Origin of the sequence: Pseudomonas sp. FP603 (assembly GCF_030687415.1) — a bacterium.
Taxonomy (GTDB): Bacteria; Pseudomonadota; Gammaproteobacteria; order Pseudomonadales; family Pseudomonadaceae; genus Aquipseudomonas; species Aquipseudomonas wuhanensis.
Genome location: NZ_CP117431.1, coordinates 4757220 through 4780919, shown reverse-complemented (window position 1 = coordinate 4780919; position 23700 = coordinate 4757220). Strand labels below are relative to the sequence as shown.

The following is a 23700-nucleotide window of genomic DNA, read 5'->3' as shown; positions in this document are numbered from 1 at the left end:
GGCGGCTTTCACGGTGGCCCGCGTTTACAGACCACCGGCACTGCACTTTTTCAGCTTTCGCGGTTCTATCCTTGGCCAGCCCGCGGCGATCCCCACCGCCGGCCCATGCCCAAGTTCAAGAACCCATGGCTCGAGTTTTACCCCGTTTTACCCTGCAAATTCGTCGTCATTGCTTGCTGTTGATTAGCTTGTCGCTGCTCTTCGCCAGTGGCTGCAGCCATCAACCGGGTAACGATATCGTCAGCCAGTTTCGCAACGGCAAACCCCAGGAATTCCTCCAGACCAGCGTCGACCGCATGGCGACTCTGACGATGCGCGACAACCTCGAAAGCCTTTACCTGCTGATGAACAAGCTCTACCTGCGCAACCCGGAGGAACTGAAAAAATCCGGCTTCCTCGATGTCGGCACCGCGGAAAAACAAGTGCGCATGGCCATCGAACAGCAACAGCCGCTACCCACTCTCGGCGGCAAAAAAGACCTCGCCGCGCTGAGCTATGCCATGAGTCCGGAATTTCTCGGCGATCGGGTCGGTGCCTTTATCTATGCCATCGGCAGCATGCTGGTCACCGCCCACGGCAATCGGCTGGAGTTCTACATGACGGATGCGATCAACCCGACCTTCGTCAGCAATGCCGCGCGCAACATCGAGAAAGCCACCTGGATCTTGAGTCAGCGGCAAAACAAACAAGGCGAACCGTTGCTGTTTTCCAACGAAATCTCGGAGGAGGGCAGCAACCTGAGCTTCGCCGTGGAGTTCGGCAAGATCGTCGCGCGGCTGGACCTGCTGACCCAAATGCTCGACGAACGCTACCGACGGATCGGCCTCAACTACGCCCAGAGTTTGCTGTTCCTGAATTTCTTGCCGGTGCAGTAATTCGAGCCGTAAACCCAATCCCTTGTGGAGATGAGCTTTTGTGGGAGCTGGCTTGCCTGCGATGCAGCCGGCTCGATTTAACGTCGAACCGAGTTGATGCCATCGCAGGCAAGCCAGCTCCCACAGGGGGATTGTGTTGAAGGGGGAGAACGTCGTTCCAACCGACAAATTGATATAAATATAGATCGCATCGATATAACTGGTTATAAGAAAAATCGCTATGCTGCGAACCGGTTATTTCCCTGCGATTTTCTGGGCGTATTAATGGAATTCGGTAATTTCGGGTTGGTCGTTGCAGGTCTGGTGGTCGGCTTTATTGTCGGCATGACCGGCGTCGGGGGTGGTTCGTTGATGACCCCCATTCTGTTGTGGTTCGGCGTCAACCCGGCCACGGCGGTGGGCACGGACTTGCTGTACGCGGCCATTACCAAATCCAGTGGCGTGCTGGTTCATCGCAAGAACAAAAACATCGACTGGGCGATCACCGGTTGGCTGACCCTCGGCAGCGTGCCGGCAGTGGCGCTGACGCTGTGGTTCCTGAGCACTTTGCAGACTTCGCCCGATGCGATGAACGCCGTCATCAAACAGGCCTTGGGCTTCGTATTGTTCGCCACGGCGCTGGCGATTTTCTTCAAGAAGCGCTTGCTCGATTTCGCCCACAAACGGGCGGGCGGCCACTACAATCCTAGCGGTCCCCGCTTGAATGCACTGACCGTCATCACTGGATTGGTCCTGGGCACCATGGTGGCCCTGACCTCCATCGGCGCTGGCGCTCTGGGCACAGTAGCGTTGTTCATTCTGTACCCGATGCTGCCTACCCGCCGCCTGGTAGGCACCGAAATCGCTCACGCGGTGCCCCTGACCCTGGTCGCCGGCCTGGGCCATGCGAGCATGGGCAACATGGATTGGCACATTTTGGGCTACTTGCTGGTCGGTTCGCTGCCGGGGATTTACCTGGGCAGCCACTTGACCGGGCGTATCTCCGACGAACTGCTGCGACCATGCCTGGCCACGATGCTGGTGCTGATCGGCTACAAGCTGGCGTTCTGATCCGGCACCGTATAGATCACTGAATTTAGCGGAATCATGCCCTCGCTGACGTAGTCAAAACTATGACCACGTTCAGATGAGGTCATGATGGCCATGAACAGCCCCGTAAACGATCTTCTGCGACGGTTCCGCCGTCCCCGCGACGAGCCACCCGGCAACGCGGCCGAGGTGCTGCGCCGTCATGCCGAGCCGTTGCCTGCACTCGACTCACCTGAATTCGGCAAACTCTTCGACCGCTTTGGCGATGCCAGCGTGGTGCTGATCGGCGAAGCCAGCCACGGTACCCAGGACTTCTACCAGACCCGGGCAGCGATCACCCGCCGCCTGATCGAGCAGCACGGCTTCGGCATCGTCGCGGTCGAAGCCGACTGGCCCGATGCCGGCCAGATTGACCGATGCGTCCGTGACCTGGGCCGCTCCGCCTGGAAAAAACAGGCCTTCGCCCGATTCCCCACCTGGATGTGGCGCAACACGGCCGTGCAGACCTTTACCCGCTGGCTGCACCACCATAACCGCGGGCTGACGCCCGAGCAGCGTGTGGAGTTTCGGGGGCTGGATGTTTACAGCATGCGTCACTCCATCGACGAAGTACTGAGCTATCTCGATAAGACCGACCCACAGCTGGCAAAAGAAGCTCGACATCGCTACAGCTGCCTGACGCCGTGGCATGACGACCCGGCGCTGTACGGTCATTTCGCCGAGCGGGGCAACCTGGCCACGTGCGAGGATGCAGTGGTCGAGCAATTGAATGTGCTGCTGGGCGAACGGCTCGACCCGATGGTGGCCGACGACGAGGCGTTTTTCAGCGCCACCCAGAACGCCCGCGTTGTGCGGGCCGCCGAGCAGTATTACCGCGCCATGTACCGCGGCTCGACCGCCTCGTGGAACCTGCGTGACCGGCACATGTTCGACACCTTGCAAACCCTGATGGCGCATCGCGGGGCAGGCGCCAAAGCGGTGGTGTGGGCGCATAACTCACACATCGGTAACGCCGCCGCCACGCAAATGGGTTGGGAAGGGCAGTTCAACATCGGGCAGTTGTGCCGCACGGCCTACGGCTCACAAGCGGTGCTGATCGGCATGGGCACCGACCACGGCACCGTCGCTGCCGCCGATGACTGGGATGAGCCGATGCAGGTCAAACAGGTGAACCCGGCATTGGCCGACAGCTGGGAGCAGCTGTTTCTCCAGGCCGGCGTCCCCGCAGCATTGCTCGACTGGCGGACGTCACCGAGCGAGGAATTGCTGGACGTACTGGCCGAGCCGTTACTTGAGCGTGCCATCGGCGTCATCTATCGACCCAGAACCGAGCGCCAGAGCCATTACTTTCAGGCCGTGCTGGCGGAGCAATTCGACGCATTCGTCTGGATCGAAAAAACCCACGCGGTCTCGCCATTGCCAGCGCCTGAATTCATGGAGCATGAGGAAGACACCTTTCCGTTTGGTATATGACGGGTATCTATTCCCGGGTGAAAATCTCCAGCAGGTGCCCGTCCGGGTCATCGAAATACACCCGCCGGCCACCGCTGTAATCATTGATCTCGTTCGGCCGTTGCTTGCCCGGATCGGCCCACCAGGGCTGATTGAGCGCTTGCAGGCGAGCGAACGCTGCATCGAAGTCTTCGTCGCCGATCAAGAACGCATAGTGCTGGGACGCGATGGGCGGGTCGTTGTTGTAGAAGTCCAGTGATACCCCGTTATCGAACTTGACCACCAGCATCGGTCCGAACGGCTCGGCATCGGGCAGGCCGAGGAGGTCGGTCAGGTAGCGCGCCGACACCTGTTTGTCACGGCACCAGACGATGGTGTGGTTCAACTGAGCGCTCATTGGATCAACCCTCACGGTGAATCAGTTATGAGATTAGCTCAGGCTGTTGCGCAATGACCGCCCTGACCTAAGCTTGGGGCAAGGCGAAACACAAATACGGTGCGTCACCCGGAACGTTCGCCGCGATGCGCAATCATTAGAGCGTGGATATCAAAAGGAGATGCGCATGCTCATCAGGTCTTTGACCCTGGCTACTCTGCTGGCTTTCGTCGGCCCCCTGTTCGCCGCCGATGACGATTCCCCTCTGGTTAAAGACGTGGGCAGGGCCCGCCCCCTGATTGTCATCGCGCCCAGTTCGGTCGACCCCACCTGGGTCAACCTGAAAAAATCGCTGGATGAACCCGCCAGTCGCAAGGGCTTCACCGAGCGAAACATGGTGCTGTATACCGTGATCAATACGATGGGTCAGCGCGACGGCAAAGACCTCGACCCGCAAACGACGATGGCGCTGATCCGCTCGCTCAAGCTGGGCGCCGGGGCGAAGAGCAAAATCATCCTGATCGGCAAGGATGGTGAAAAGAAGCTTGAGCAATCGGATGCGGTCGAGTTGAAAGAGATCTTCAGCGCCATCGACCAGTTGCCGGCTTCCGAGAAGGAAGCCACGGTACCGGTGCCAGCGCCGGTGGCTGAAGTCCCGCCGGCCAAAGGCGCCAAAGGCAAACCGGCGAAACCCGCCAAACCGCCTGAAATGCCGGACGATTGAATTGCACTGAACCCTGTGGTGATTTTCTCAGGTAGGAGGGGTGACTGTGCGGGGGATTACTCCTTCTTCCAGAAGATGTGTCGAAAATGGCTGAAGTGGTTTTCAACCTCCTCAACCCTCTGGTAGACGTTCCTGATTGTTCTAAGGTCGAGCCAGCAAATGACGAATTACATTAACTAATACGGGTGAGAAGGGCTGCAGGAGGCCGGCATCAGGCGTTTGCAAGTCCTCCAGAAGTAAGCCCAAGAAATCTTCGTCCTCATACTGCAACTCGTCGGGTGGCAGGTTCTGGGTATAAATCAACGCATCAACCAGAGTTTTACGTGCACCGACAAGACCACGATTGCTTTCCTCGGTATGACCCAGATTCAACGCCTCAATGGAAGTATTGGCTCGGTCGGTATGCCCCTTTACCAGACCAGACAGATAGAACTTCAGCTCGGTTTCGCATTCATCCATCAAAGGCGTCAGTGGCAGTGCTCGCGTGCCTCGACCGTGGCCGCATTGATGGGCGCGTTGGCAACTTGCGACTATGTTGGATAAGTCTAAAGTGCGATTTTGCGCGCGATCCTGGGCCTCAATATGCTCGTTATGAGCGTCGTCAATCGTGATTGCCTGGCAGCAATACGCACATAAGCCGTACTGTTCCGAGATACACGCTGAGCGAATGGACCGACTCTCTTCAACGGGCAAATCCCGGTAACGTAATGTGCTGTTCAAGCGCTTCCATCGAGTCAGCGCCTCCGGCTCAATACCCTTGTTGATCTTACGCACGACGCAACTCCAGTTTGCGGATCAACAGTGCGGCCTTCGCCAACTCCAGATGACCGTCTGAAAGCTCCAGTGACAGCTCGGAAAACAATTTCCTGGCTTCGTCCAAGTCACCATCCTGCAGGCGCTCAAGCAATCGATTCAGTCTTCGCTGTACCTCGCTGTTACGAACATCGGTGTCCATGACGCTCAACAGAACTTGATTGGCATCAAGGCCATAAAGGCCGTCGCGCTCTTGTAGCTCCCCATCATCCAGTACGTAGCACAGCACATCTTTTGCGTCGCTGATGACGAGTGGAGAGTGAGTTGTCAGTACAAACTGGCAATTAGGAAATGTTTCACTCAGTTGTCGGATCAGACTGCGTTGCCATTTGGGGTGCAGGTGTAAGTCGACTTCATCAATCAGTACGATTCCGTCACCGTGTAAAGGGTTTTCCAGCGATTGATTCATCATTGCCAATCGGCGTGCGATGTCTCCGACCAACGCCATCATGGACTTTTCACCCTGCGACAGCTGAGACACATTTAACGTGGCTCCGCCTTTATCGATGGCCATGTGCAACCGTGGCTTACGCTTTACTCTCAAATTGCTGAAGCCAGGCATGAAGGCTGCGATTGCAGTGCGAACCGCCGTCAACTGACGATCACGAGAGGATGCCTTCAACTGGGAAAGCGTTTTCCAAATGTCACTGTCCTTTCCAAACTTTTCGGAGATTTCGGACAAGGCGGTGCTGGACACGCCGGTTTCATTTTCACTGTCCTCGCGCTCGCGAAACCATTCAAAGAAACGCCGAAAATCGACACCCCTATTCAACGAATTGTCATAGCCGTCAAGTTGATCAAAGGTATGCTTGGTTCGGATCTTTAAAGGAATTTCCAGTACCGAACGCTCAACCGGATAGTACGCAATCAGTGGAAGAGATGCCTTTTCAATAACGGTCAATTCATCCCGGTAAACATCCGCAAGACGGCTGGCGTCAACCAGAGAGCTGTGAGCATCTGTTTTTCGACCCTGTCTGGATCGAGTAACGGTCCATTGGAATAGAGCATCCTCAGGATCAGCATCGGGATTATTAGGGTTTGCCAGAGAGTCGTCTTTTACAGCAATCGAAATAGAGGCGGATGAGGCGCCGTTTCGAACATCCTCTTCTGCAATGTGACTGCCATTACCCTTCTCGGTACGAATTCTGGCCACCAACCAGCTCAGTGAGATGGCTAGCGACTTTAGAAGCGTGGTTTTCCCGGCACCGTTGTTTCCCACCAGAACTGTCACGTTCGAGGGATGTTTGGCGGTGGGGGCCAACTGAATGTCCAAATCGGTGAATCGACCGACATCCGTGAGCTTGAATTTTTTGATTTCCATTACAGCGCCCTTTGGCGGTCAGTCGGTGTGCAGGCTTGAGCGCGCATTATGTCATTCCCGGCGACGGATTGATCCGATGCCGTTCGGGAGCTTGGGAGGCCCATTAGATACAACGGTTTCGGTCGCATCACAACGGTCATCAATAAAAAGTTAGTTGCAGTGTATGCCCATGAAAATGAGTTGGGCAAAGGCCTTCAATTGCGTCGGAAATTTCCTGCAAAACGCAGAGCACTTCATGAACTGGTGCGGTGGCGAGCATGCCGATAACCTTCTCCAGCCGCTGCAAAATCAGCGGTCGGATGTGGAAGTCCGGTGGTCAGAGACACCTACCAACGCTCGTAAAGCGCATGGCGACATTTTTTATGTCAACATTGCCGCGTTATGGCGGCTGTACGCGGGGCACTTTCGAGTGCGCCGGGTTTTGGTAGGTTCCCCCTGGTCTTCCACACCTGCGTACAGCTGTCACCCTCATGTGGAAGTGAGATTGGCAGTTTTCCTAAATTGTTAATGGAGCTTTACATATGAAGAAAGTTACTCCCAATCCCCCCGAATCCCCATCCGATCCCCTCGATCCCCTCGATCCCGTTCCACTATCTGAAATCACCGAACCCGCCGTCAGCGCTCGCTTGCGTAACCCCAACCACGCTGACCCGATCAGCCATATCTTCACCATTGTCCCCGGCGTCGACACAGAAACCCTGCTAAGCCACGCCTGCGAAACCCTCGCGTCCCTGAATGTCTTGGTCACGGATCTGGCCTGCAAGCTGGAAAGCTCCAACCGTAACGTGGCGCTGTCGATTCAGCAGTTGGCGGTGGTAGCCGAATTGCTGGTGAACCGCGCACTGGACACTATCGATCCGCCCGAAGGCGCGCCTTCCGTTCAGCCAAACACTCAACAATGATCAGGGAGGCTCAGTTATGGCTCGATACATGCCGATTACGGGCATCGACTGCAATATCCCGTCGTTGCTGATTGATACCGAAGCACCCGTGGATGTGTTGCATGACACGGCGGCCTATCGCATCAGAAGCGTGACTCAGCTATTGGAAACCCTTTCCATCGGCGAGGGGATTGGCCGCGATGCATTGCTGTTGCAGGATTTCGCGCGGGTGCTGGCAATTCCGCTGCGCGACGGTTGTGATTTGATGGATGTGATCGGGCGACGATTGCAGGCACAGGTTTAAAGGCAGTAACGAAAATGGGCGACCTCAACAGGTCGCCCATTTTATTTACCGCCAGAAATCTGGAATCTAACCGCCCATTGTGGCGAGGGAGCTTGCTCCCGCTCGGCTGCGCAGCAGTCGCAAAACAGCCGCCTGCGTTCTATCGGGATTTCCGTGGTGGCAGAGTTGGGGCCGCTACGCGCCCCGGCGGGAGCAAGCTCCCTCGCCACAGGGAGTGGCTGCCCAGCCTTAATGGGTTGTCGGGATTATTCGGTCAGCGCACTTAATATTGTGTGAGCGATTTTGACTCGCTCGGCGTTCGGGTAGTTTTTGTTGGCCAGGATCACGATGCCGATGTCTTTGGCCGGGATAAAGGCGACGTAGGCGCCGAAGCCGCCGGTTGAGCCGGTTTTGTTGATCAGAACATTATCGCGTGGGGATTGCGGCGGGTTCAGCGGTTGGACGGCATGGGCTTCCATCGCCATCTGCGACGAGTTACCCGCCAGCAATGTATCGAGCGTTACCGGGTAGTTGTAGAACTCCCATCCCAACCCTTGAGTCATCTCGCCGACCTTGTAGTAACCGGTGTGAGTGGTGGCGATGGCTTGCTGCAAGGGCTTTTCCAGTGACGCGGGATTCATGTTCGCCTCAACATAACGAAGCAGGTCCGAAGCGCTGGTTTTCACGCCATACGCTTCAGAATCCAGTGCGCCCGGCCCGACCCGCACAGGTTTGTCGTTTTTGTCGTAACCCCAAGCGTAAAGCCCCATCTGATCCTTCGGTACCTTGAGGTAGCTGTGCTTGAGGCCGAGTTTGGGCAGCAAGGTTTTTTCCATCAGCGTATCGAACGGCGCACCCATGCTGTGGGCCGCCAGATAGCCGAACAACCCAAGGCTGGGGTTTGAATACTGACGATGAGTGCCAGCGGCGTAGGTCGGTTTCCATTGTTTGTAGTAACCAAGCATCTTGTCCCGATGGTCTGCCTCGCTGGGGAATTGCAGCGGCAGGCCACCGGCGGTGTAGGTGCCGAGTTGCAGCACGCTAATGTTGTCGAACGCGCTGCCATGCAATGTCGGCAGAACCTGACTGGCGCTTTCCGACAGGGACAGTTTGCCGCTCGCCTGGGCGTAGGCGGCGAGGGTGGCGGTGAAGGTTTTGCTCACCGAACCGATCTCGAACAGGGTGTCTTGGGTGACTGCCTTGCCGCTTTCTTTCGAGGCCACGCCGTAGTTAAAGTAATGCGGCTGGCCGTTGACGGTGATTGCGACTGCGACACCAGGGATCTGCTGTCGCTGCATCACTGGTTCGATGGCGGCTTTCACGACGGCTTCGATGCGGTCGTCAGCAAAGCTGTGACTGACGCCGAGGAGAAGTGCAAAAGCGCTGTAGAACACTGGTTTTTTCTGATTTTTTTTAGACATGATTGAGCCACTTTCCATGATTGTTCGTGGTGTAAACCGCTACACTCCGAGCGGTTTTCCAAGTCGGTCCGCTACTGGGCGGGCTAAATCTAGTCAGTTTGCCGAAGACCGACAAACGACGATATTTCGGATGAGCCATTAGAAAATTTTGGGAGTGGGCATGATTCGACCTCAACTGCCGCTGAATGCGCTGCGCGCTTTCGAGGCTTCGGCGCGCCATTTGAGTTTCACCCGGGCGGCGGTGGAGTTGTGTGTCACGCAGGCAGCGGTGAGTCATCAGGTCAAAAGCCTTGAGGCCCAGCTTAACGTGACCTTGTTCAAACGCCTGCCCCGCGGCCTGATGCTGACCAGCGAAGGGGAAACCCTGCTGCCGGTGTTACGCGAATCCTTCGACCGGATCGCCGAAACCCTGGAGCGTTTCGAGGGCGGGCATTTTCGCGAAGTGCTGACGGTGGGCGCCGTGGGGACTTTCGCGGTGGGCTGGCTGTTGCCGCGGTTGGCGGACTTTCAGAAGAAACATCCGTTCATAGATTTGCGCCTGTCGACCAACAACAACCGGGTGGATGTGGCCGCCGAAGGCCTGGATTACGCCATTCGTTTTGGCGCGGGAGCGTGGCACGGGATCGAAGCGGTGCGGTTGATCGAGGCACCGTTGTCGGTTCTTTGCGTTCCAGAGATCGCCCGGCAACTGCACACGCCAGCCGATCTGTTGCAGCAAACACTGTTGCGCTCCTATCGCACGGACGAGTGGCCAGAGTGGTTCCAGGCGGCAGGGCTTTCAACCCATGCAGCACCGCCACGCAGCATCGTCTTCGATTCCTCGCTGGCGATGATGGAAGCGGCACTGCAAGGGGCAGGCGTTGCCTTGGCGCCGCCGTTGATGTTCTCCCGGCAATTGGCCGCGGATGCGATCCAGCAACCTTTCGCCATCGCGATCACCACGGGCAGCTACTGGCTGACCCGCTTGCAGTCGCGCCCCGAAACCTCGGCGATGGCGGCGTTCCGGGGGTGGCTGCTGCAAGCGGCACAGAGGTGCTAGCGTGAATGCCACTCCTGTGGGAGATTCACTTTTCGAGACGCTCGGCAGGGCTGACAGCTACCTGCCGCCCGCGCTCCAGGTCGACGCCGGCGAGGATCAGCAGGCCGACAATGAAATAGCTGCCGGTAATCAGCATCGCCAGGCGGTGGTCTCCTCCGGACAGCCAACTGGTCAGGCCGTAAGTCATGGGGCCGAGGATTGCCGACAGTTTGACCGCTAGCCCCCAGAGGCCGAAGAACTCCGCCAGCCGCGTCGGCGGCGCGAGCAGACCGACTATCGCACGTCCGGCCGATTGGCTGGCGCCCATGCACAGACCCGCGAGGTTGGCCGCCAGCCAGAACAGCTCGGGGCCGCGCGCGACCCAGATCAGGCCGACCATGCCGAGCCAGCCCAGCAGGGTCAGCGCCAGCGTGGCGCGATGGCCGAGGCGATCCTGCAGCCAACCGAACAGCACGGCACCGATGGAGGCCGTGATATTCACCACCAGGATCAGCAGCAGCGTGTCCTGGGTACTGAAGCCCATGACCTGATTGGCATAGATGGCCGCCAGGGCGATTACTGCCGAGATACCGGCCTGATAGCAGACGGTGCAGGCAAGGAAGCGCAGCAGGTCGCGATAGCGGTCGGCTTCGCGCAGCGTCTGTGCGAAGCGCGCCAGCACCGCTTGTGCGATAGGCGTGTCGCCGCGCTCGGGCTGCGGCTGGCTGCGTTCGCGCAGGAACAGGAAGGTCGGCAGGCTGGCGATGGCGAACAAGGACGCGGTGATCAGCATGCACACCGGCACGAACTGCGCCGCAGTCTGGCCCTGCGCCTGGGCCCAGCTGACGAAGGCCAGGCAGGCGCCCAGGCTGACCAGGCCGCCGATATAGCCGAACCCCCAGCCCCAGCCGGATACCTTGCCCAAGGCATCCTCACGGGCGAGTTCGGGCAGGAAGGCGGCAATCAGGTTTTCGCCGCTGCCGAAGCAGAAGTTGGATAGCACGATGAAAAGGATCGCGACACCGAGCTCCCCCGGCCCTGCCAGCGCGAGTCCAGAGGTAAAGACGACGCAACCGATTGTACTGAACAGCAGCAGGCGTTTCTTGCAGGCGAAGGCGTCGGCATAGGCGCCAACCAGCGGCGCGGTCAGGATGATCAGGGCGTAAGAGAGGGCTATGGCGCTGGTCCAGGCGAGCGTACCCCAAGCTTCGCCCTTGGCGACCACGGCGACGAAGTAGGCGTTGAACACGGCGGTGATCACCACGGTCGTGTAGCCGGAGTTGGCGAAATCGAACATCGCCCAGGCCCAGATTTCTCGGCGTGTCACTCCGGGGTTAAGGCTGGCTGGCATGGCGATCTCCCTGCAGACGTCGGGTCCTTGAGAGCCTAGCCCCAAACCGGGGCAGATGCCGAAGGCTGGTCCGGCTGCTACGGATTGAGCCTCGCCGCCATAGGCGCATAATGGCAATGGGCAAGGATTTACGCACCGAGTGTCCTGTGATGAGGGGCCGCCGATGTCCCGTCCGTCTCCAGAAAACCGCGCCGTTCCCCCTTCCGGTGGGGATGCGGAAAAACTGCTCGAAATTGTCCTGCGCACCGTGGTCGAGTTGCGCCCGCAGGCAGCAGAAGGTTTGCACGTCAACTTGCACAGCATGCTGGACCGGGACCTGGGCATCGACAGCCTGGCTCGGGTCGAACTGTGGTCACGCATCGAGCACGAATTCGGTGTGCGTTTGCCGGAAAACCTGTTCGCCTCGGCGGACACCCCCGCCGATGTCCTGCGCGTATTGCACAGCCGGCCTGGCGCCGAGGCGGTACGCCCGTTGCCCTCCAGCGAGGTCCCGGTAGCAACGGGGCAAACACCGGACACCGCGCGAACCTTGATCGAGGTGCTGGAGTGGCATGTGCACCATCAGCCGCAGCAGCCCCATGTGCGTCTGCTCGGTGACAGCGACCAGACGCAGGACATCAGCTATGGCGCCTTGCACCAAGGCGCCCTGGCCGTTGCCGCAGGGTTGCAACGCAGTGGCTTGCGGGCCGGTCAGACCGTGGCTCTGATGTTGCCCACGGGCAGCGACTTTCTCCATGGCTTTTTCGGCATCCTGTTGGCCGGTGGTGTGCCGGTGCCCATTTACCCACCGCTGCGCTTGTCGCAGATCGAGGATCACCTGCGCCGCCAGGCCGGCATCCTGTGCAACGCCGAGGCCAAAATGCTGATTACCGTGACGCAGGCCAAGCTGCTTGCCCGGCTGATCCAGCCGCAGGTCCCGAGTCTGACGCGCATCGCCAGCGTGGCCGAGCTGAGCGAGGGCGGCGAGTGCATGACACCTGTGCGACAACCGGATGACATCGCCTTCCTGCAGTACACCTCGGGCAGTACTGGCCAGCCCAAGGGAGTGATGGTCAGCCACGCTAATCTGCTGGCCAATCTGCGCGCCATGGGTAGGGCGCTGAAGGTGGGGCCGCAGGATGTGTTCGTCAGCTGGCTGCCGATGTACCACGACATGGGATTGATCGGTGCCTGGCTGGGCAGCCTGTATTACGGCTACAGCCTGGTGCTGATGTCGCCGCTGGCTTTCCTGGCACGGCCGGCGCGTTGGTTATGGGCCATCGACCGCTTCCGCGGCACGATGTCGGCGGCGCCCAACTTTGCCTACGAACTGTGTCTGAACAAACTCGCTGACGGCGATCTCGAGGGCCTGGATCTGAGCAGTTGGCGCCTGGCCTTCAACGGTGCCGAGCCGGTCAGCCCGGAGACCTTGCAGCGCTTCGCCGAACGTTTCGTTCGCTACGGCTTGGCCCCTACCGCGTTGGCGCCGGTCTATGGGTTGGCCGAGGCCACGCTGGGCGTGGCCTTTCCTCCCCTGGACCGAGGGCCGCTGATCGACCGGGTACAGCGCGATGCGTTTCAGACCCATGGCAATGCACTGCCCGCCGAAGCGGATTCCAGCGCAACGCTGCGCTTCGTCTCCAGCGGTCGGCCACTGCCGGGCCATCAGATTCGTATCGTCGATGGCAGCGGAATCGAGCTGCCCGAACGCAGCGAAGGGCACCTGCAATTTCGCGGGCCATCTACCTCGGCAGGCTACTACCGCAACCCCGAAGAAACCCGCCGGGTGCTGCGCGATGGCTGGTTCGACTCGCTCGACTTCGCCTACATGGCCGGCGGTGAGGTCTACCTGACTGGCCGTGCCAAGGACTTGATCATTCGCGCCGGGCGCAACATCTATCCCTACGATGTCGAAGCAGCGGTCGGCAATCTGCCCGGGCTGCGCAAAGGTTGCATCGCGGTGTTCGGCAGTCCGGAGCCGGCCACCGGCACCGAGCGCCTGGTGGTGTTGGCGGAAACCAGCGAGAAGGACGCTGCCGCGCGGCAACAGCTGCAGCAGGAGGTCAACCGTATCGTGTTCGACCTCACCGGTGTGGCGCCCGACGATATCGTTCTGGCGCCACCGCATAGCGTGCTGAAAACCTCCAGCGGAAAGCTTCGCCGTGCTGCCAGCCGCGAACTGTATGAGCGCGGCGAAGTGGGGCGACCGCACCTGGCCGTTTGGCGCCAGCTGCTGCGCCTGGTGTTGCAGGCCTTGCGCGGGCATTTCGGTCGCGGCTGGCAGACCTGCCGCGCCGCGTTGTATGCCGCTTACCTCTGGCTGCTGTTCTGGCTGGTCACACCGCTGACCTGGCTGGCCGTCGCGATCCTGCCGCGCCAGCGTTGGTGTCGCAGCTTTACCCGCATGGCCTCCCGGCTGTTCCTGCGCCTGGCGGGTGTGCCATTCAGTGTCACGGGACTCGAGCACCTGCCTTCCTCCTCGGTGAGCGTGCTGGCCGCGAACCATGCCAGCTACCTCGACGGCGTCATTCTCTGCGCGGCCCTGCCGCCGCAGTTCAGCTTCGTTGCCAAGCGCGAACTGGCTGGCCAGTGGATCGCCGGCCGGTTCCTGCGCAAACTCGGTGCCCGCTTCGTCGAGCGCTTCGACCTGCAGCGCAGCGCCGCAGACACCGAGTCCCTGGCCGAGGCGTTACAGACTGGCCAGCCTCTGGTGTTCTTCCCCGAGGGAACCTTCACCCGCGAGCCAGGATTGCGAACGTTCCACATGGGCGCCTTCGTGCTCGCCGCGCGTGCCGGCGTGCCGCTGCTGCCGGTCGCCATCTGCGGCACGCGCAGGGTACTGCGCGACGGTCAGTGGTTCCCGCGTCGCGGTGCAATCCACGTCAACGTCTGCCCTCCGCTGTTGGCGCAAGGACCGGACTGGATGGAGGCCATCAAGCTGCGGGATGCGACGACAGCGGCGCTGCTGGAACACCTGGATGAGTCGGAACGAACCCGGCACGCCGGTTAGGCGAGCTTCCAGAGGGCTACCTCACCAGGCACGGCCGCTTGTTATCGAACCTCCACCCCGGAATCAGAAACTGCATCGCCACGCTGTCATCCCGCGCGCCGAGGCCCATGCCTTTGTACAGCTCATGGGCCTTGGCCAGTTGATCCATGTCCAGTTCAATCCCCAGGCCAGGTTTTTTCGGCACCTGCACGCAGCCGTCGACGATTTGCAGCGGCGCTTTGGTCAGGCGCTGGCCGTCCTGCCAGATCCAGTGGGTGTCGATGGCGGTGATTTCACCCGGCGCAGCCGCCGCGACGTGGGTGAACATGGCCAGGGAAATATCGAAGTGGTTGTTGGAATGCGAGCCCCAGGTCAGGCCCCATTCGTGGCACATCTGCGCGACTCGAACCGAGCCCTGCATGGTCCAGAAGTGCGGGTCGGCCAAAGGAATATCCACTGACTGCAACTGGATCGCATGGCCCATTTCCCGCCAGTCGGTGGCGATCATGTTGGTCGCGGTTTTCAGGCCCGTGGCACGGCGGAATTCAGCCATGACTTCCCGGCCGGAGTAACCGTTTTCCGCGCCGCACGGGTCTTCGGCGTAGGCGAGCACATGATGCTGATCCCGACACAGGCGGATCGCTTCTTTGAGCGACCAGGCGCCATTCGGATCAAGGGTGATGCGCGCATCGGGAAAACGTTCGGCGAGGGCGGTGACCGCTTCGATTTCCTCGTCGCCACTCAACACGCCGCCCTTGAGTTTGAAGTCCTTGAAGCCATAACGGGCGTGGGCGGCTTCGGCCAGGCGTACCACGGCGTCGGCGCTCATGGCTTTCTCGTGACGCACACGGAACCAGTCGTTGTCGGCGTCCGGTTCGCTGCGGTAGGCCAGATCGGTTTCGTTGCGATCACCAACATAAAACAGGTAACCGAGCATCTTCACTTCATCGCGCTGCTGGCCTTCGCCGAGCAGGGCAGCGACTGGCACATCCAGGTGCTGGCCGAGCAAGTCGAGCAGAGCGGCTTCCAGACCGGTGACGGCGTGAATGGTGATGCGCAGGTCGAACGTCTGCAAACCACGACCGCCGGCATCGCGATCGGCGAAGGTCTGGCGCACTTGATTGAGGATCTTCTGGTACGTGCCGATCGGGCTGCCGACCACCAGTGCGCGCGCGTCTTCCAGCGTCTGGCGAATACGCTCGCCACCCGGCACTTCACCGACGCCGGTGTGGCCGGCGTTGTCCTTGAGGATCACAATGTTGCGGGTGAAAAACGGGCCGTGGGCGCCGCTCAGATTGAGCAGCATGCCATCGTGGCCGGCCACAGGCACAACCTGCATGCTGGTGATGATCGGGGCTTTTGCGGTTTCTTGTGCGTTCATTTTTATGTCCTTAAAAAGCAGGTATTCAGGCGTGACGGGGCGCAGGTTTGCCCAAGGCAGCCACAGGTGCGGGTTTCGGTTTATTGCGCGCGGCGAAGACGATGATCGCGGCGATGATCGAGGTCGCGGCCAGGCCGTACAGCCCGCCCTGAATCGAGCCGGTGTGCTGTTCCAGCAGACCGAAGGTGGTCGGCGCAACGAAGCCACCGAGGTTGCCCACGGAGTTGATCAATGCGATTACGCCAGCAGCAATTCGCGCATCCAGATACGCCTGGGGGATCGGCCAGAACAGCGACGATGCCGATTTGAAACCCAGCGCGGCGAAGCAGATGGCGACGAAGGCGAAGATCGGCCCGCCCGTGGTGGACATGAACATCCCGGCGGCAGCGATCAGTAGCGCAGCGGCGACCCAGGCTTGCTGGTGTTTCCATTTGGCCGACAACGTGGCGAAGGCGTACATGCCGACGATCGACAGCAACCACGGAATCGAGTTGAACAAACCGACCTGAATGTCGCTCAGGTCGCCCATCTTCTTGATGATGCTCGGCAGCCAGAAGGTCGCGGCATAGATGGTCAACTGGATGAAGAAGTAGATCAGGCAGAAGAGGATGATCTGACGATCCTTGAGCAGCGTGCCCAGCGACGGTTTGATCGGGGTCGCGGCTTCGCGGGCCCGTTGTTCGTCATCGATGGCTTTGACCAGCGCGTCCTGCTCGGGACGGGTCAGCCATTTGGCGTCGTGGGGTTTGGAGTCCAGCCAGAACCAGACGAACACGCACAGTACGACCGAGAACATGCCTTCGATGAAGTACATCCATTGCCAGCCGTGCATGCCCAAGCCGCTGATTTGCAGCAGCAGCCCGGACAGCGGGCCGGAGATCAGTGACGCAATGGCCGAGCCGCTGAGGAAGATCGCAATCGCCTTGCCACGTTCGACGCCGGGCAACCAGCGGGTGAAGTAATAAATCACCCCGGGGAAGAAACCGGCTTCGGCCACGCCCAGTAGAAACCGCAGGATGTAGAAGTGGGTTTCGTTCTGGATGAATGCCATGCAGGAAGCCACCAGACCCCAGGTCAGCATGATGCGGGTCAGCCAGATTCGTGCGCCGACTTTTTGCAGGAGGATGTTGGAAGGGACTTCGAACAGCGCGTAACCGATGAAGAACAGACCGGCACCGAGGCCGTAGGCGGCAGCGCCAATGCCTAAGTCATGTTCCATGTGAGCGCGGACGAAGCCGATGTTCACACGGTCGATGTAGTTGACGATGAACATGATCACGAACAGCGGCAGGACGTGGCGTTTCACTTTTGAGATGGCGGACTTCAGGACCGAATCGGCGCCATCGTTCATCCCGGATATGGATGTATTCACTGCTTTTTCTCCCACTCGTTATTTTTATGCGGGGTGTGGCTGGGTGCTGCGTTGTTGATAGACATCATACAACTAGATTTTTTTGTCTTACAAGTGCTGTCTCTCAACAAAATGGCGCTAGGTGGGAGGGTTTTTATTCGTGTTTTGGTTTTGTGTGGCGTATTTGCTGGGTTGCGTCGGGATTAGTTCAGTCGGTGATTTTTTCTTCCGTCGCTATAGAACACTTGGATTCGATAGTTTAAATCGTCTGTCACGGTGTGATAATTGAGTGTTGTCATACAAGTTGAGCGGCATTTTGTTCAGATTCCCGTCACCGAGAAGCGAGTGCAGTGCTACGATCCGGATACCCGCTTTACGGATAAATCACCATGCAAGAAGACATCGATGCACCCGCCCGCAAGCGTGCCCACAACCTGGCCCATGATTTGGTGAGCAAACTGACCCAGAGCATCCTGCTCGGCCAGATGGTGCCGGGGGATAAGCTGCCGTCGGAGAACTCGATTGTTCAGGAGCATGGCGTCAGTCGCACGGTGGTGCGCGAGGCAATCTCGAAGCTGCAGGCTTCGGGGCTGGTGGAAACCCGTCACGGCATCGGTACTTTTGTCCTCGAGCGGGCACCGGATCAGGGGCTGCGATTGAATGTCGATACCGCGCTGGGCGTGCGCAGTATTCTGGAGTTGCGCATGGGCCTGGAAACCCAGGCGGCGGCGCTGGCAGCGGTTCGTCGCACAGACCAGCAATTGGCGCAGATGCGTGAAGCGCTAGATGACTATCAAAACCTGTTGGCCAACAACGACAGTTGCGTCGAGGCGGACAAACGCTTTCATCTGCTGATCGCCGAAGCCACCGGCAACGTGTGCTTCACCGAGATCATGCAGCACCTGGGCAGCGCCATGATCCCCCGGACCCGCGTCAATGCCGCCGAGCGCGGGTCGGCGGATTTGAGCAAGCTCGGGCAACTCGCCAACCTCGAACACGAGGCGATTCTCAACGCCATCAAACGCCAGGATCCGGATGCGGCGCGGGCGGCAATGTGGTTGCACCTGACCAACAGCCGCGACCGCTTTTCGACGGGCGGAGCCTGATTCTGATTGGGGGGGGGCAGTGACATCCAGTCATCGTTCTTCGCGGGCAAGCCTCGCTCCCACACGGATTGTGTGAACACTGCGATCCCTGTGGGAGCGGGCTTGCCCGCGAAGGCGCCAGATGCAGCAACACCAATTAGCGATCAAGCACTGGCCACTTGAATCCCAAAAAACCGCCGCTCCAGATTCAACGCCAACACACTGACCAGCACCACCACCGCACCCACCAACACCATCAACGTCGGCTGCTCGCCCAAGCCAACAGACGCAATTGCCATCGCAGCAGGCGGAATCAAATACATCGTCATCGTCGCACGGCTCAAATCCACATGAGCCAACACAAAGGCCCAGGCCAGGTAGGCGAGGGCGCTGGGAAACACGCCCAATGCAACCACTGCCCATTGCACATGAAGCGGCGCACTGACGATTTCGCTGGCCAGTCCCGGCAGATAAGCCAGCAACAACGCCGTCCCCGACCAGACGGTGTAGCAGACCAGCGTCAACCCGTCGTAGCGCCCGGACTGATGCTTTTGCAACGCAAAGTAGAAACTCCAGGACACAGCCGCCAGCAAGATCAGCAAGCTGTGAGCGTTGATGCTCCCCAATCCATGATCACCAGCCACCACAATCACCACGCCGGTCAAACCCAGAAACACGCAGCCCCAGCGCCAGACGCTCACCCGGTCCTTGAAGACGAAACGCGCCAGCAGCGTGCTGAACAACGGCGTGGTTTGCGCCAGCACACTGGACGCCCCGGCGCTGATCCCTTGCTGGCCGAAATTCAGCGCGACGTGATGCAGGCTCACGGCAAAAAAACCGAGGACGATCAGCAGCGGCCAGTCGCGCATGTGCGGCAGGTGGATGCCTCGGAACACGGCGACTACTGCCATGAATATCGATGCCACCAGAAACCGCAGCAGCGCCAGATGACCCGGGTCATAGGCCTGCAAACCGACATGAATACCGGTCGGGGAATACCCCCAGCAGCCGACGGCAAACGCCATCGCCAGAATGATTTTGACGGAGTGATGAGAGGAGGGTGTGAGTGGCTGCATGGTCGGGCACCTGTGGGCGTATGAACCGAGTATCGGAAGCCTGATCGTTCGCTACAACTGACTTATACTGTGTTAATTGTTCACTTTTGGTGATGTATGGAGCTGGCGCAGATTCGCATGTTCAAGACCGTCGCCGACGTCGGCAGTATCGCCCGGGCGGCCGAGTTGCTGCACTGTGTGCCGTCGAATATCACGGCGCGCATCAAATCTCTGGAAACCGAGCTGGGTGTCGCGCTGTTTCTGCGCGAGGGGCGAGGGTTGCGCATCAGCCCGGCGGGGCAGACCTTTCTGGTTTACGCCTCGAAAATTCTCGCGCTGACGGCTGAAGCCAAACGCGCGCTGGACCCTTCGGCCGAGCCGTCCGGGCCGCTGCGCATTGGCGCCATCGAGTCGTCGGCGACCGGTCGACTGCCGCGTTTACTGGCCAAGTTTCACAAGCGCTATCCGGGCGTTGCCCTGGAACTGACCACCGGCAGTTGGGGCCAGTTGCTCGATGACACACTCAATCACCGGCTCGACGGCGCAATCGTCGCGGTGGATGTCGAGCGCTCACACCTCAAGCGCACGCCGATGTACCGCGAAGAGCTGTTGCTGATTGCTTCGACGTCATTGGGGCCGGTGCGCGATATCACGGATTTGCAGGACAAGACCGTGTTCATGTGGCCTCAGGGTTGTCCTTACCGGGCGGCGCTGGAGCATTGGTTGTTGCGTCAGGGGCAGGCATTGCCGATTGTCAGCCTGGCCAGTTATGGCGCGATTGTCGGCTGCGTCAGCGCCGGGGCCGGCGTCGCGCTGGTGCCCAAAGGGATCTTCGATCAGTACGCCAAAGGGGCGGGGTGCGCGGGGTATGAATTCCCCGAGCTGACGGCTATCGACAACCTGTTTTACTGGCATGAAAACGCCGGGGTTCACCCGGCGCGAGAGGCGTTTGTGGCGATGTTGCGCGAGGAGTTTGCGTGATCACTCACAATGCCAGTCAGTCAACGCAATCCCTGTGGGAGCGGGCTTGCCCGCGATGCGGCCAGAACATTCAACATTGATATCGACTGTCAGACAGCAATCGCGTGCAAGCCCGCTCCCACAGGTTTCGTGTCGTGTTCGTGATGGGTTTTAACTCACGCCCACATCCCGCATCAACAACCCAAACTGCAAATCCACCGCATCCGGTATCGGCAAATACACCGTGTGCCCATCCCCCGGCGCCACTTCAATCGCCTCGCCTTTGACGTTCTGCAGTTGATGCAAATCGAAGTGGAAGTTGCCCTGGGGCGTCATCAGTTCCAGGTGATCGCCCAGGCCAAAGCGATTCTTCACTCGCACCTCGGCCAGCCGATCCCGGCGTTCGCCGGTCAGCTCGCCAACAAACTGCTGGCGCTCTGAAACCGAGCTGCCGTTCTGATAATTCTGATATTCGTCATGCACATGTCGACGCAGAAAACCCTCGGTGTAGCCACGCTGGGCCAGGGACTCCAGATCGGCCATCAAACTGCGATCAAACGCTCGGCCAGCCACCGCATCATCGATCGCGCGGCGATACACCTGGGTGGTGCGCGCGCAATAGAAGTGCGATTTGGTCCGGCCTTCGATCTTCAATGAATGCACGCCCATCTGCGTCAGCCGCTCGACGTGCTGGACGGCTCGCAGGTCCTTGGCGTTCATGATGTAGGTGCCGTGTTCATCCTCGAATGCCGGCATCAGTTCGTCAGGGCGATTGGCCTCTTGCAGCAGGAATACTTGATCGGTCGGCGCGCCGATGCCCAAGGTCGGTTCGGGTGGGAACTGCTGAACGATTTCGCCGAGCTGATTTTCGCTGGCCGGCGTCGCCGAGTATTTCCAGCGACAGGCATTGGTGCAGCTGCCCTGATTGGCGTCGCGCTTGTTCATGTAGCCCGACAACAGGCAGCGCCCGGAATAGGCCATGCACAACGCGCCGTGGACGAACACTTCGAGCTCCATCGCCGGGACGTGCTGGCGGATTTCGGCGATCTCTTCCAGCGACAGTTCGCGGGACAGGATGATCCGGCTCAAGCCCTGTTGCTGCCAGAACTCGACGCTGGCCCAGTTCACCGTGTTGGCCTGCACCGACAGGTGGATCGGCATGTGCGGGAAGTGCCGACGCACCAGCATGATCAGGCCCGGGTCGGACATGATCAGCGCGTCCGGCGCCATGGCGATCACCGGTTCCAGGTCCTTCAAGAAAGTTTTGAGCTTAGCGTTGTGCGGTGCGATGTTCACCACCACATAAAAGCGTTTGCCCTGAGCCTGGGCCTCGGCAATGCCGAGTGCGAGGTTGGCGTGATCGAATTCATTGTTGCGCACCCGCAGGCTGTAGCGCGGCTGGCCGGCGTACACCGCGTCGGCGCCGTAGGCAAAGGCATAGCGCATGTTTTTCAGGGTGCCGGCAGGGGCGAGCAGTTCCGGGGGGATGAGTCTCATGGCGCAGGTCATGGCAGTGTCGATCGCAAAAGCCGGCAAGGGTAAGCGGCTTGCCCGCGGGGTTCATTGATCTGGATCTATGCTTGGTGAACAAACAAATGGCACTCGCGCGAACCATGGCGGACTAAATATCAGTACGCGCAACGGCGCTCCTTGCGCACTGACATGGATCGGACATGAACGAAACGAAGCTACAAAACAAATCGCTGGTGGTCTTGCTGGCCTTGGTGACCATCGCCTTCGTCTGGATTCTGCTGCCGTTCTATGGCGCGGTGTTCTGGGCGGCCATCCTCGGCATTCTGTTTGCGCCCTTGCAGCATCAGTTGCAGTTGAGGTTCGGCTGGCCCCGCGACCTGACGGCCCTGTGCACCTTGATTCTCTGTGTGCTGATCGCAATCTTGCCGGTGATCACCATCAGTACCTTGCTGGTTCAGGAGGGTGCGTCGCTGTACAGCAGAATCGAAAGCGGCGAACTGGATATTGCCGGGTATGTGTCACAGTTCAAGCAAAGCCTGCCGCCGTACGTTCAGAACCTGCTCGATCGTTTCGGCATGGGCGAGCTGGCCGGGCTGCGTGAAAAAATCATCAAGAGCACGATGCAAGGCAGCCAGTTTGTCGCGACCAAGGCGTTCAGTTTTGGCCAGGGCACGTTCGAATTCGTGGTGGGCTTTTTCGTCATGCTGTATCTGCTGTTTTTCTTCCTGCGGGACGGTTCCGAACTGGCGCGCAAAGTACGTGCGGCCATACCGCTGGAAGATAACCAGAAGCGCCGCTTGCAACTCAAGTTCAATCGCGTGGTGCGGGCCACGGTGAAGGGCAATGTGGTGGTGGCGATCACGCAAGGGGCGTTGGGCGGTTTTATCTTCTGGTATCTGGACATCCCGAGCGTGCTGCTCTGGGCGGTGTTGATGGCGTTTCTGTCGCTGTTGCCGTTGGTGGGGGCGGGGATTGTCTGGCTCCCGGTGGCGGCGTACTTTCTGCTCAGCGGAGCGATCTGGCAGGGCGCGGTGCTGGTGTTGTTCGGGGTATTTGTGATCGGCCTGGTGGACAATGTCCTGCGGCCGATGCTGGTGGGCAAGGACACCAAAATGCCCGACTACCTGATCCTTATCTCGACCCTGGGTGGCCTGGCGATTTTCGGCTTGAACGGTTTTGTCATCGGGCCGTTGATTGCTGCGTTGTTCGTGTCGAGCTGGGCGATTTTCATCGATGCCAAGCCCAAGGTTCAGCTGCCTTAAGCGCTGAGCTGGCCTGAGTCGATACGTTGCGACAAGGCCTGGGCGGCGGGAAGTGAGGTGAGCGGGCCGCTGATCGGTTCGCCGTCCTGCACCAGATACCAACAGGCAAGCAATCCCAGCGCCCTGAGTGGTGCGGGAACCGCGCTGCCGATAACGGACATGATCTGAACCTGAGCCATAAGTACCTCCATTAATCTATGGAGCTACCTTACGGATCGGACGCTTGAACGGACAATCAACGCTTTCGATAGTCGTCATTGACGCCAATGAGTGTTGGCGATCAGTCCACCACCAGGTCCAGCATATGCACAACTTCCTGCTCGTTGAGCAGGCCTTTGCGCACCAGGTTTTCCGCCAGCAGCGAGAGAAACTTGGCGCTGCGATGGCCTTCCAGATGCTTGAGCTCGGTCAGTGCGTTGTACACCTTGCTGGAAGTGCACAAGCCGACAATGCGGTGCGGGTTTTGTGTGGGCATGGCGTCGTCCTTGTTTTTATCAACCTGTTGTTAATGGACAGATCAAGCTTGCGGGCCTGTCATGACATAAATATGACCAACTTTACCGGCCGGCACTGTCCCGACAGCGACCTTGGCGAGATTTATTCAGACTTCACCCGCCCTGC

Annotated in this window: 22 protein-coding genes; 11 read left to right on the top strand and 11 right to left on the bottom strand. The window is 59.5% G+C overall.

Annotation, left to right across the window (positions count from 1 at the left end):
- Positions 1-125: 125 nt before the first annotated feature.
- The 3 genes from PSH65_RS22155 (at position 126) to PSH65_RS22145 (ending at position 3377) form a co-directional block, all read left to right on the top strand.
- Positions 126-875, top strand: a complete 750-nt coding sequence (locus tag PSH65_RS22155) for a hypothetical protein (RefSeq protein WP_305422355.1) — start codon at positions 126-128, stop codon at positions 873-875.
- 264 nt (positions 876-1139) lie between these two features.
- Positions 1140-1925 carry a sulfite exporter TauE/SafE family protein gene (locus tag PSH65_RS22150; RefSeq protein ID WP_305422353.1) on the top strand — a complete coding sequence of 262 codons (786 nt, stop codon included), beginning with the start codon at positions 1140-1142 and terminating at the stop codon, positions 1923-1925.
- Between the two features lie 93 nt (positions 1926-2018).
- Entirely contained in the window at positions 2019-3377 is a 1359-nt protein-coding gene (locus tag PSH65_RS22145; RefSeq protein WP_305422352.1) for an erythromycin esterase family protein, read from the top strand.
- Between the two features lie 7 nt (positions 3378-3384).
- Here PSH65_RS22145 and PSH65_RS22140 read toward each other — a convergent pair whose 3' ends face one another.
- Positions 3385-3753, bottom strand: a complete 369-nt coding sequence (locus PSH65_RS22140) for a VOC family protein (RefSeq protein WP_305422351.1) — start codon at positions 3751-3753, stop codon at positions 3385-3387.
- Positions 3754-3919: 166 nt separating this feature from the next.
- On the opposite strand from PSH65_RS22140, the gene PSH65_RS22135 reads away from it, so the two are divergent.
- Positions 3920-4456 carry a DUF4174 domain-containing protein gene (locus PSH65_RS22135; protein ID WP_305422350.1) on the top strand — a complete coding sequence of 179 codons (537 nt, stop codon included), beginning with the start codon at positions 3920-3922 and terminating at the stop codon, positions 4454-4456.
- A gap of 141 nt (positions 4457-4597) precedes the next feature.
- Here the strand turns inward: PSH65_RS22135 and PSH65_RS22130 are convergent, their stop codons facing one another.
- Both PSH65_RS22130 and PSH65_RS22125 read right to left on the bottom strand, forming a co-directional pair.
- Complete coding sequence (locus PSH65_RS22130) at positions 4598-5230, bottom strand: TIGR02646 family protein (RefSeq protein ID WP_305422349.1); 633 nt, start codon at positions 5228-5230, stop codon at positions 4598-4600.
- Entirely contained in the window at positions 5223-6590 is a 1368-nt protein-coding gene (locus PSH65_RS22125; RefSeq protein ID WP_305422348.1) for an AAA family ATPase, read from the bottom strand. Before PSH65_RS22125 ends, PSH65_RS22130 begins: the two co-directional genes overlap by 8 nt.
- Positions 6591-7111: 521 nt before the next feature.
- Here PSH65_RS22125 and PSH65_RS22120 point away from each other — a divergent pair.
- Positions 7112-7492 carry a DUF6124 family protein gene (locus tag PSH65_RS22120; RefSeq protein ID WP_305422347.1) on the top strand — a complete coding sequence of 127 codons (381 nt, stop codon included), beginning with the start codon at positions 7112-7114 and terminating at the stop codon, positions 7490-7492.
- Between the two features lie 16 nt (positions 7493-7508).
- Positions 7509-7775, top strand: a complete 267-nt coding sequence (locus tag PSH65_RS22115) for a hypothetical protein (protein WP_305422345.1) — start codon at positions 7509-7511, stop codon at positions 7773-7775.
- A 245-nt stretch (positions 7776-8020) separates the two neighbouring features.
- Here PSH65_RS22115 and ampC read toward each other — a convergent pair whose 3' ends face one another.
- Positions 8021-9175, bottom strand: coding sequence for a class C beta-lactamase (gene ampC / locus PSH65_RS22110; protein WP_305422344.1), 1155 nt, complete (start codon positions 9173-9175; stop codon positions 8021-8023).
- Positions 9176-9335: 160 nt separating this feature from the next.
- Here ampC and PSH65_RS22105 point away from each other — a divergent pair, with 160 nt between their 5' ends.
- The gene (locus tag PSH65_RS22105) at positions 9336-10214 is read left to right on the top strand and encodes a LysR family transcriptional regulator (RefSeq protein WP_305422342.1); all 879 of its coding nucleotides are present in this window, start codon (positions 9336-9338) and stop codon (positions 10212-10214) included.
- A 25-nt stretch (positions 10215-10239) separates the two neighbouring features.
- Here the strand turns inward: PSH65_RS22105 and PSH65_RS22100 are convergent, their stop codons facing one another.
- Positions 10240-11544, bottom strand: a complete 1305-nt coding sequence (locus PSH65_RS22100) for an MFS transporter (protein WP_305422341.1) — start codon at positions 11542-11544, stop codon at positions 10240-10242.
- 163 nt (positions 11545-11707) lie between these two features.
- Here PSH65_RS22100 and PSH65_RS22095 point away from each other — a divergent pair, with 163 nt between their 5' ends.
- A complete protein-coding gene (locus PSH65_RS22095; protein ID WP_305422340.1) occupies positions 11708-14533 on the top strand; it encodes an AMP-binding protein in 2826 nt (941 codons plus the stop codon).
- Positions 14534-14549: 16 nt separating this feature from the next.
- Here the strand turns inward: PSH65_RS22095 and gudD are convergent, their stop codons facing one another.
- Positions 14550-15893, bottom strand: a complete 1344-nt coding sequence (gene gudD, locus PSH65_RS22090) for a glucarate dehydratase (RefSeq protein ID WP_305422339.1) — start codon at positions 15891-15893, stop codon at positions 14550-14552.
- Between the two features lie 25 nt (positions 15894-15918).
- Complete coding sequence (locus PSH65_RS22085) at positions 15919-17265, bottom strand: MFS transporter (protein ID WP_305422338.1); 1347 nt, start codon at positions 17263-17265, stop codon at positions 15919-15921.
- Positions 17266-17633: 368 nt separating this feature from the next.
- Between PSH65_RS22085 and PSH65_RS22080 the strand changes: the two genes are divergently transcribed.
- The gene (locus PSH65_RS22080; RefSeq protein WP_305422337.1) at positions 17634-18350 is read left to right on the top strand and encodes a FadR/GntR family transcriptional regulator; all 717 of its coding nucleotides are present in this window, start codon (positions 17634-17636) and stop codon (positions 18348-18350) included.
- Positions 18351-18493: 143 nt separating this feature from the next.
- Here the strand turns inward: PSH65_RS22080 and PSH65_RS22075 are convergent, their stop codons facing one another.
- Positions 18494-19405, bottom strand: coding sequence for a DMT family transporter (locus tag PSH65_RS22075; RefSeq protein ID WP_305422336.1), 912 nt, complete (start codon positions 19403-19405; stop codon positions 18494-18496).
- 96 nt (positions 19406-19501) lie between these two features.
- Here PSH65_RS22075 and PSH65_RS22070 point away from each other — a divergent pair, with 96 nt between their 5' ends.
- Positions 19502-20365: a LysR family transcriptional regulator gene (locus PSH65_RS22070; RefSeq protein WP_305422334.1), complete on the top strand. Its 864-nt coding sequence runs from the start codon at positions 19502-19504 to the stop codon at positions 20363-20365.
- Between the two features lie 150 nt (positions 20366-20515).
- On the opposite strand, the gene yegQ is transcribed toward PSH65_RS22070, so the two are convergent.
- A complete protein-coding gene (yegQ, locus tag PSH65_RS22065) occupies positions 20516-21841 on the bottom strand; it encodes a tRNA 5-hydroxyuridine modification protein YegQ (RefSeq protein ID WP_305422333.1) in 1326 nt (441 codons plus the stop codon).
- Between the two features lie 176 nt (positions 21842-22017).
- On the opposite strand from yegQ, the gene PSH65_RS22060 reads away from it, so the two are divergent.
- Positions 22018-23079, top strand: coding sequence for an AI-2E family transporter (locus PSH65_RS22060; protein ID WP_305422332.1), 1062 nt, complete (start codon positions 22018-22020; stop codon positions 23077-23079).
- Here the strand turns inward: PSH65_RS22060 and PSH65_RS22055 are convergent.
- On the bottom strand, positions 23076-23258 hold the full coding sequence (locus tag PSH65_RS22055) for a hypothetical protein (RefSeq protein ID WP_305422331.1): 183 nt from the start codon (positions 23256-23258) through the stop codon (positions 23076-23078). The genes PSH65_RS22060 and PSH65_RS22055 overlap by 4 nt on opposite strands.
- Positions 23259-23359: 101 nt before the next feature.
- On the bottom strand, positions 23360-23554 hold the full coding sequence (locus tag PSH65_RS22050) for a hypothetical protein (RefSeq protein WP_003179723.1): 195 nt from the start codon (positions 23552-23554) through the stop codon (positions 23360-23362).
- Positions 23555-23700: the final 146 nt, after the last annotated feature.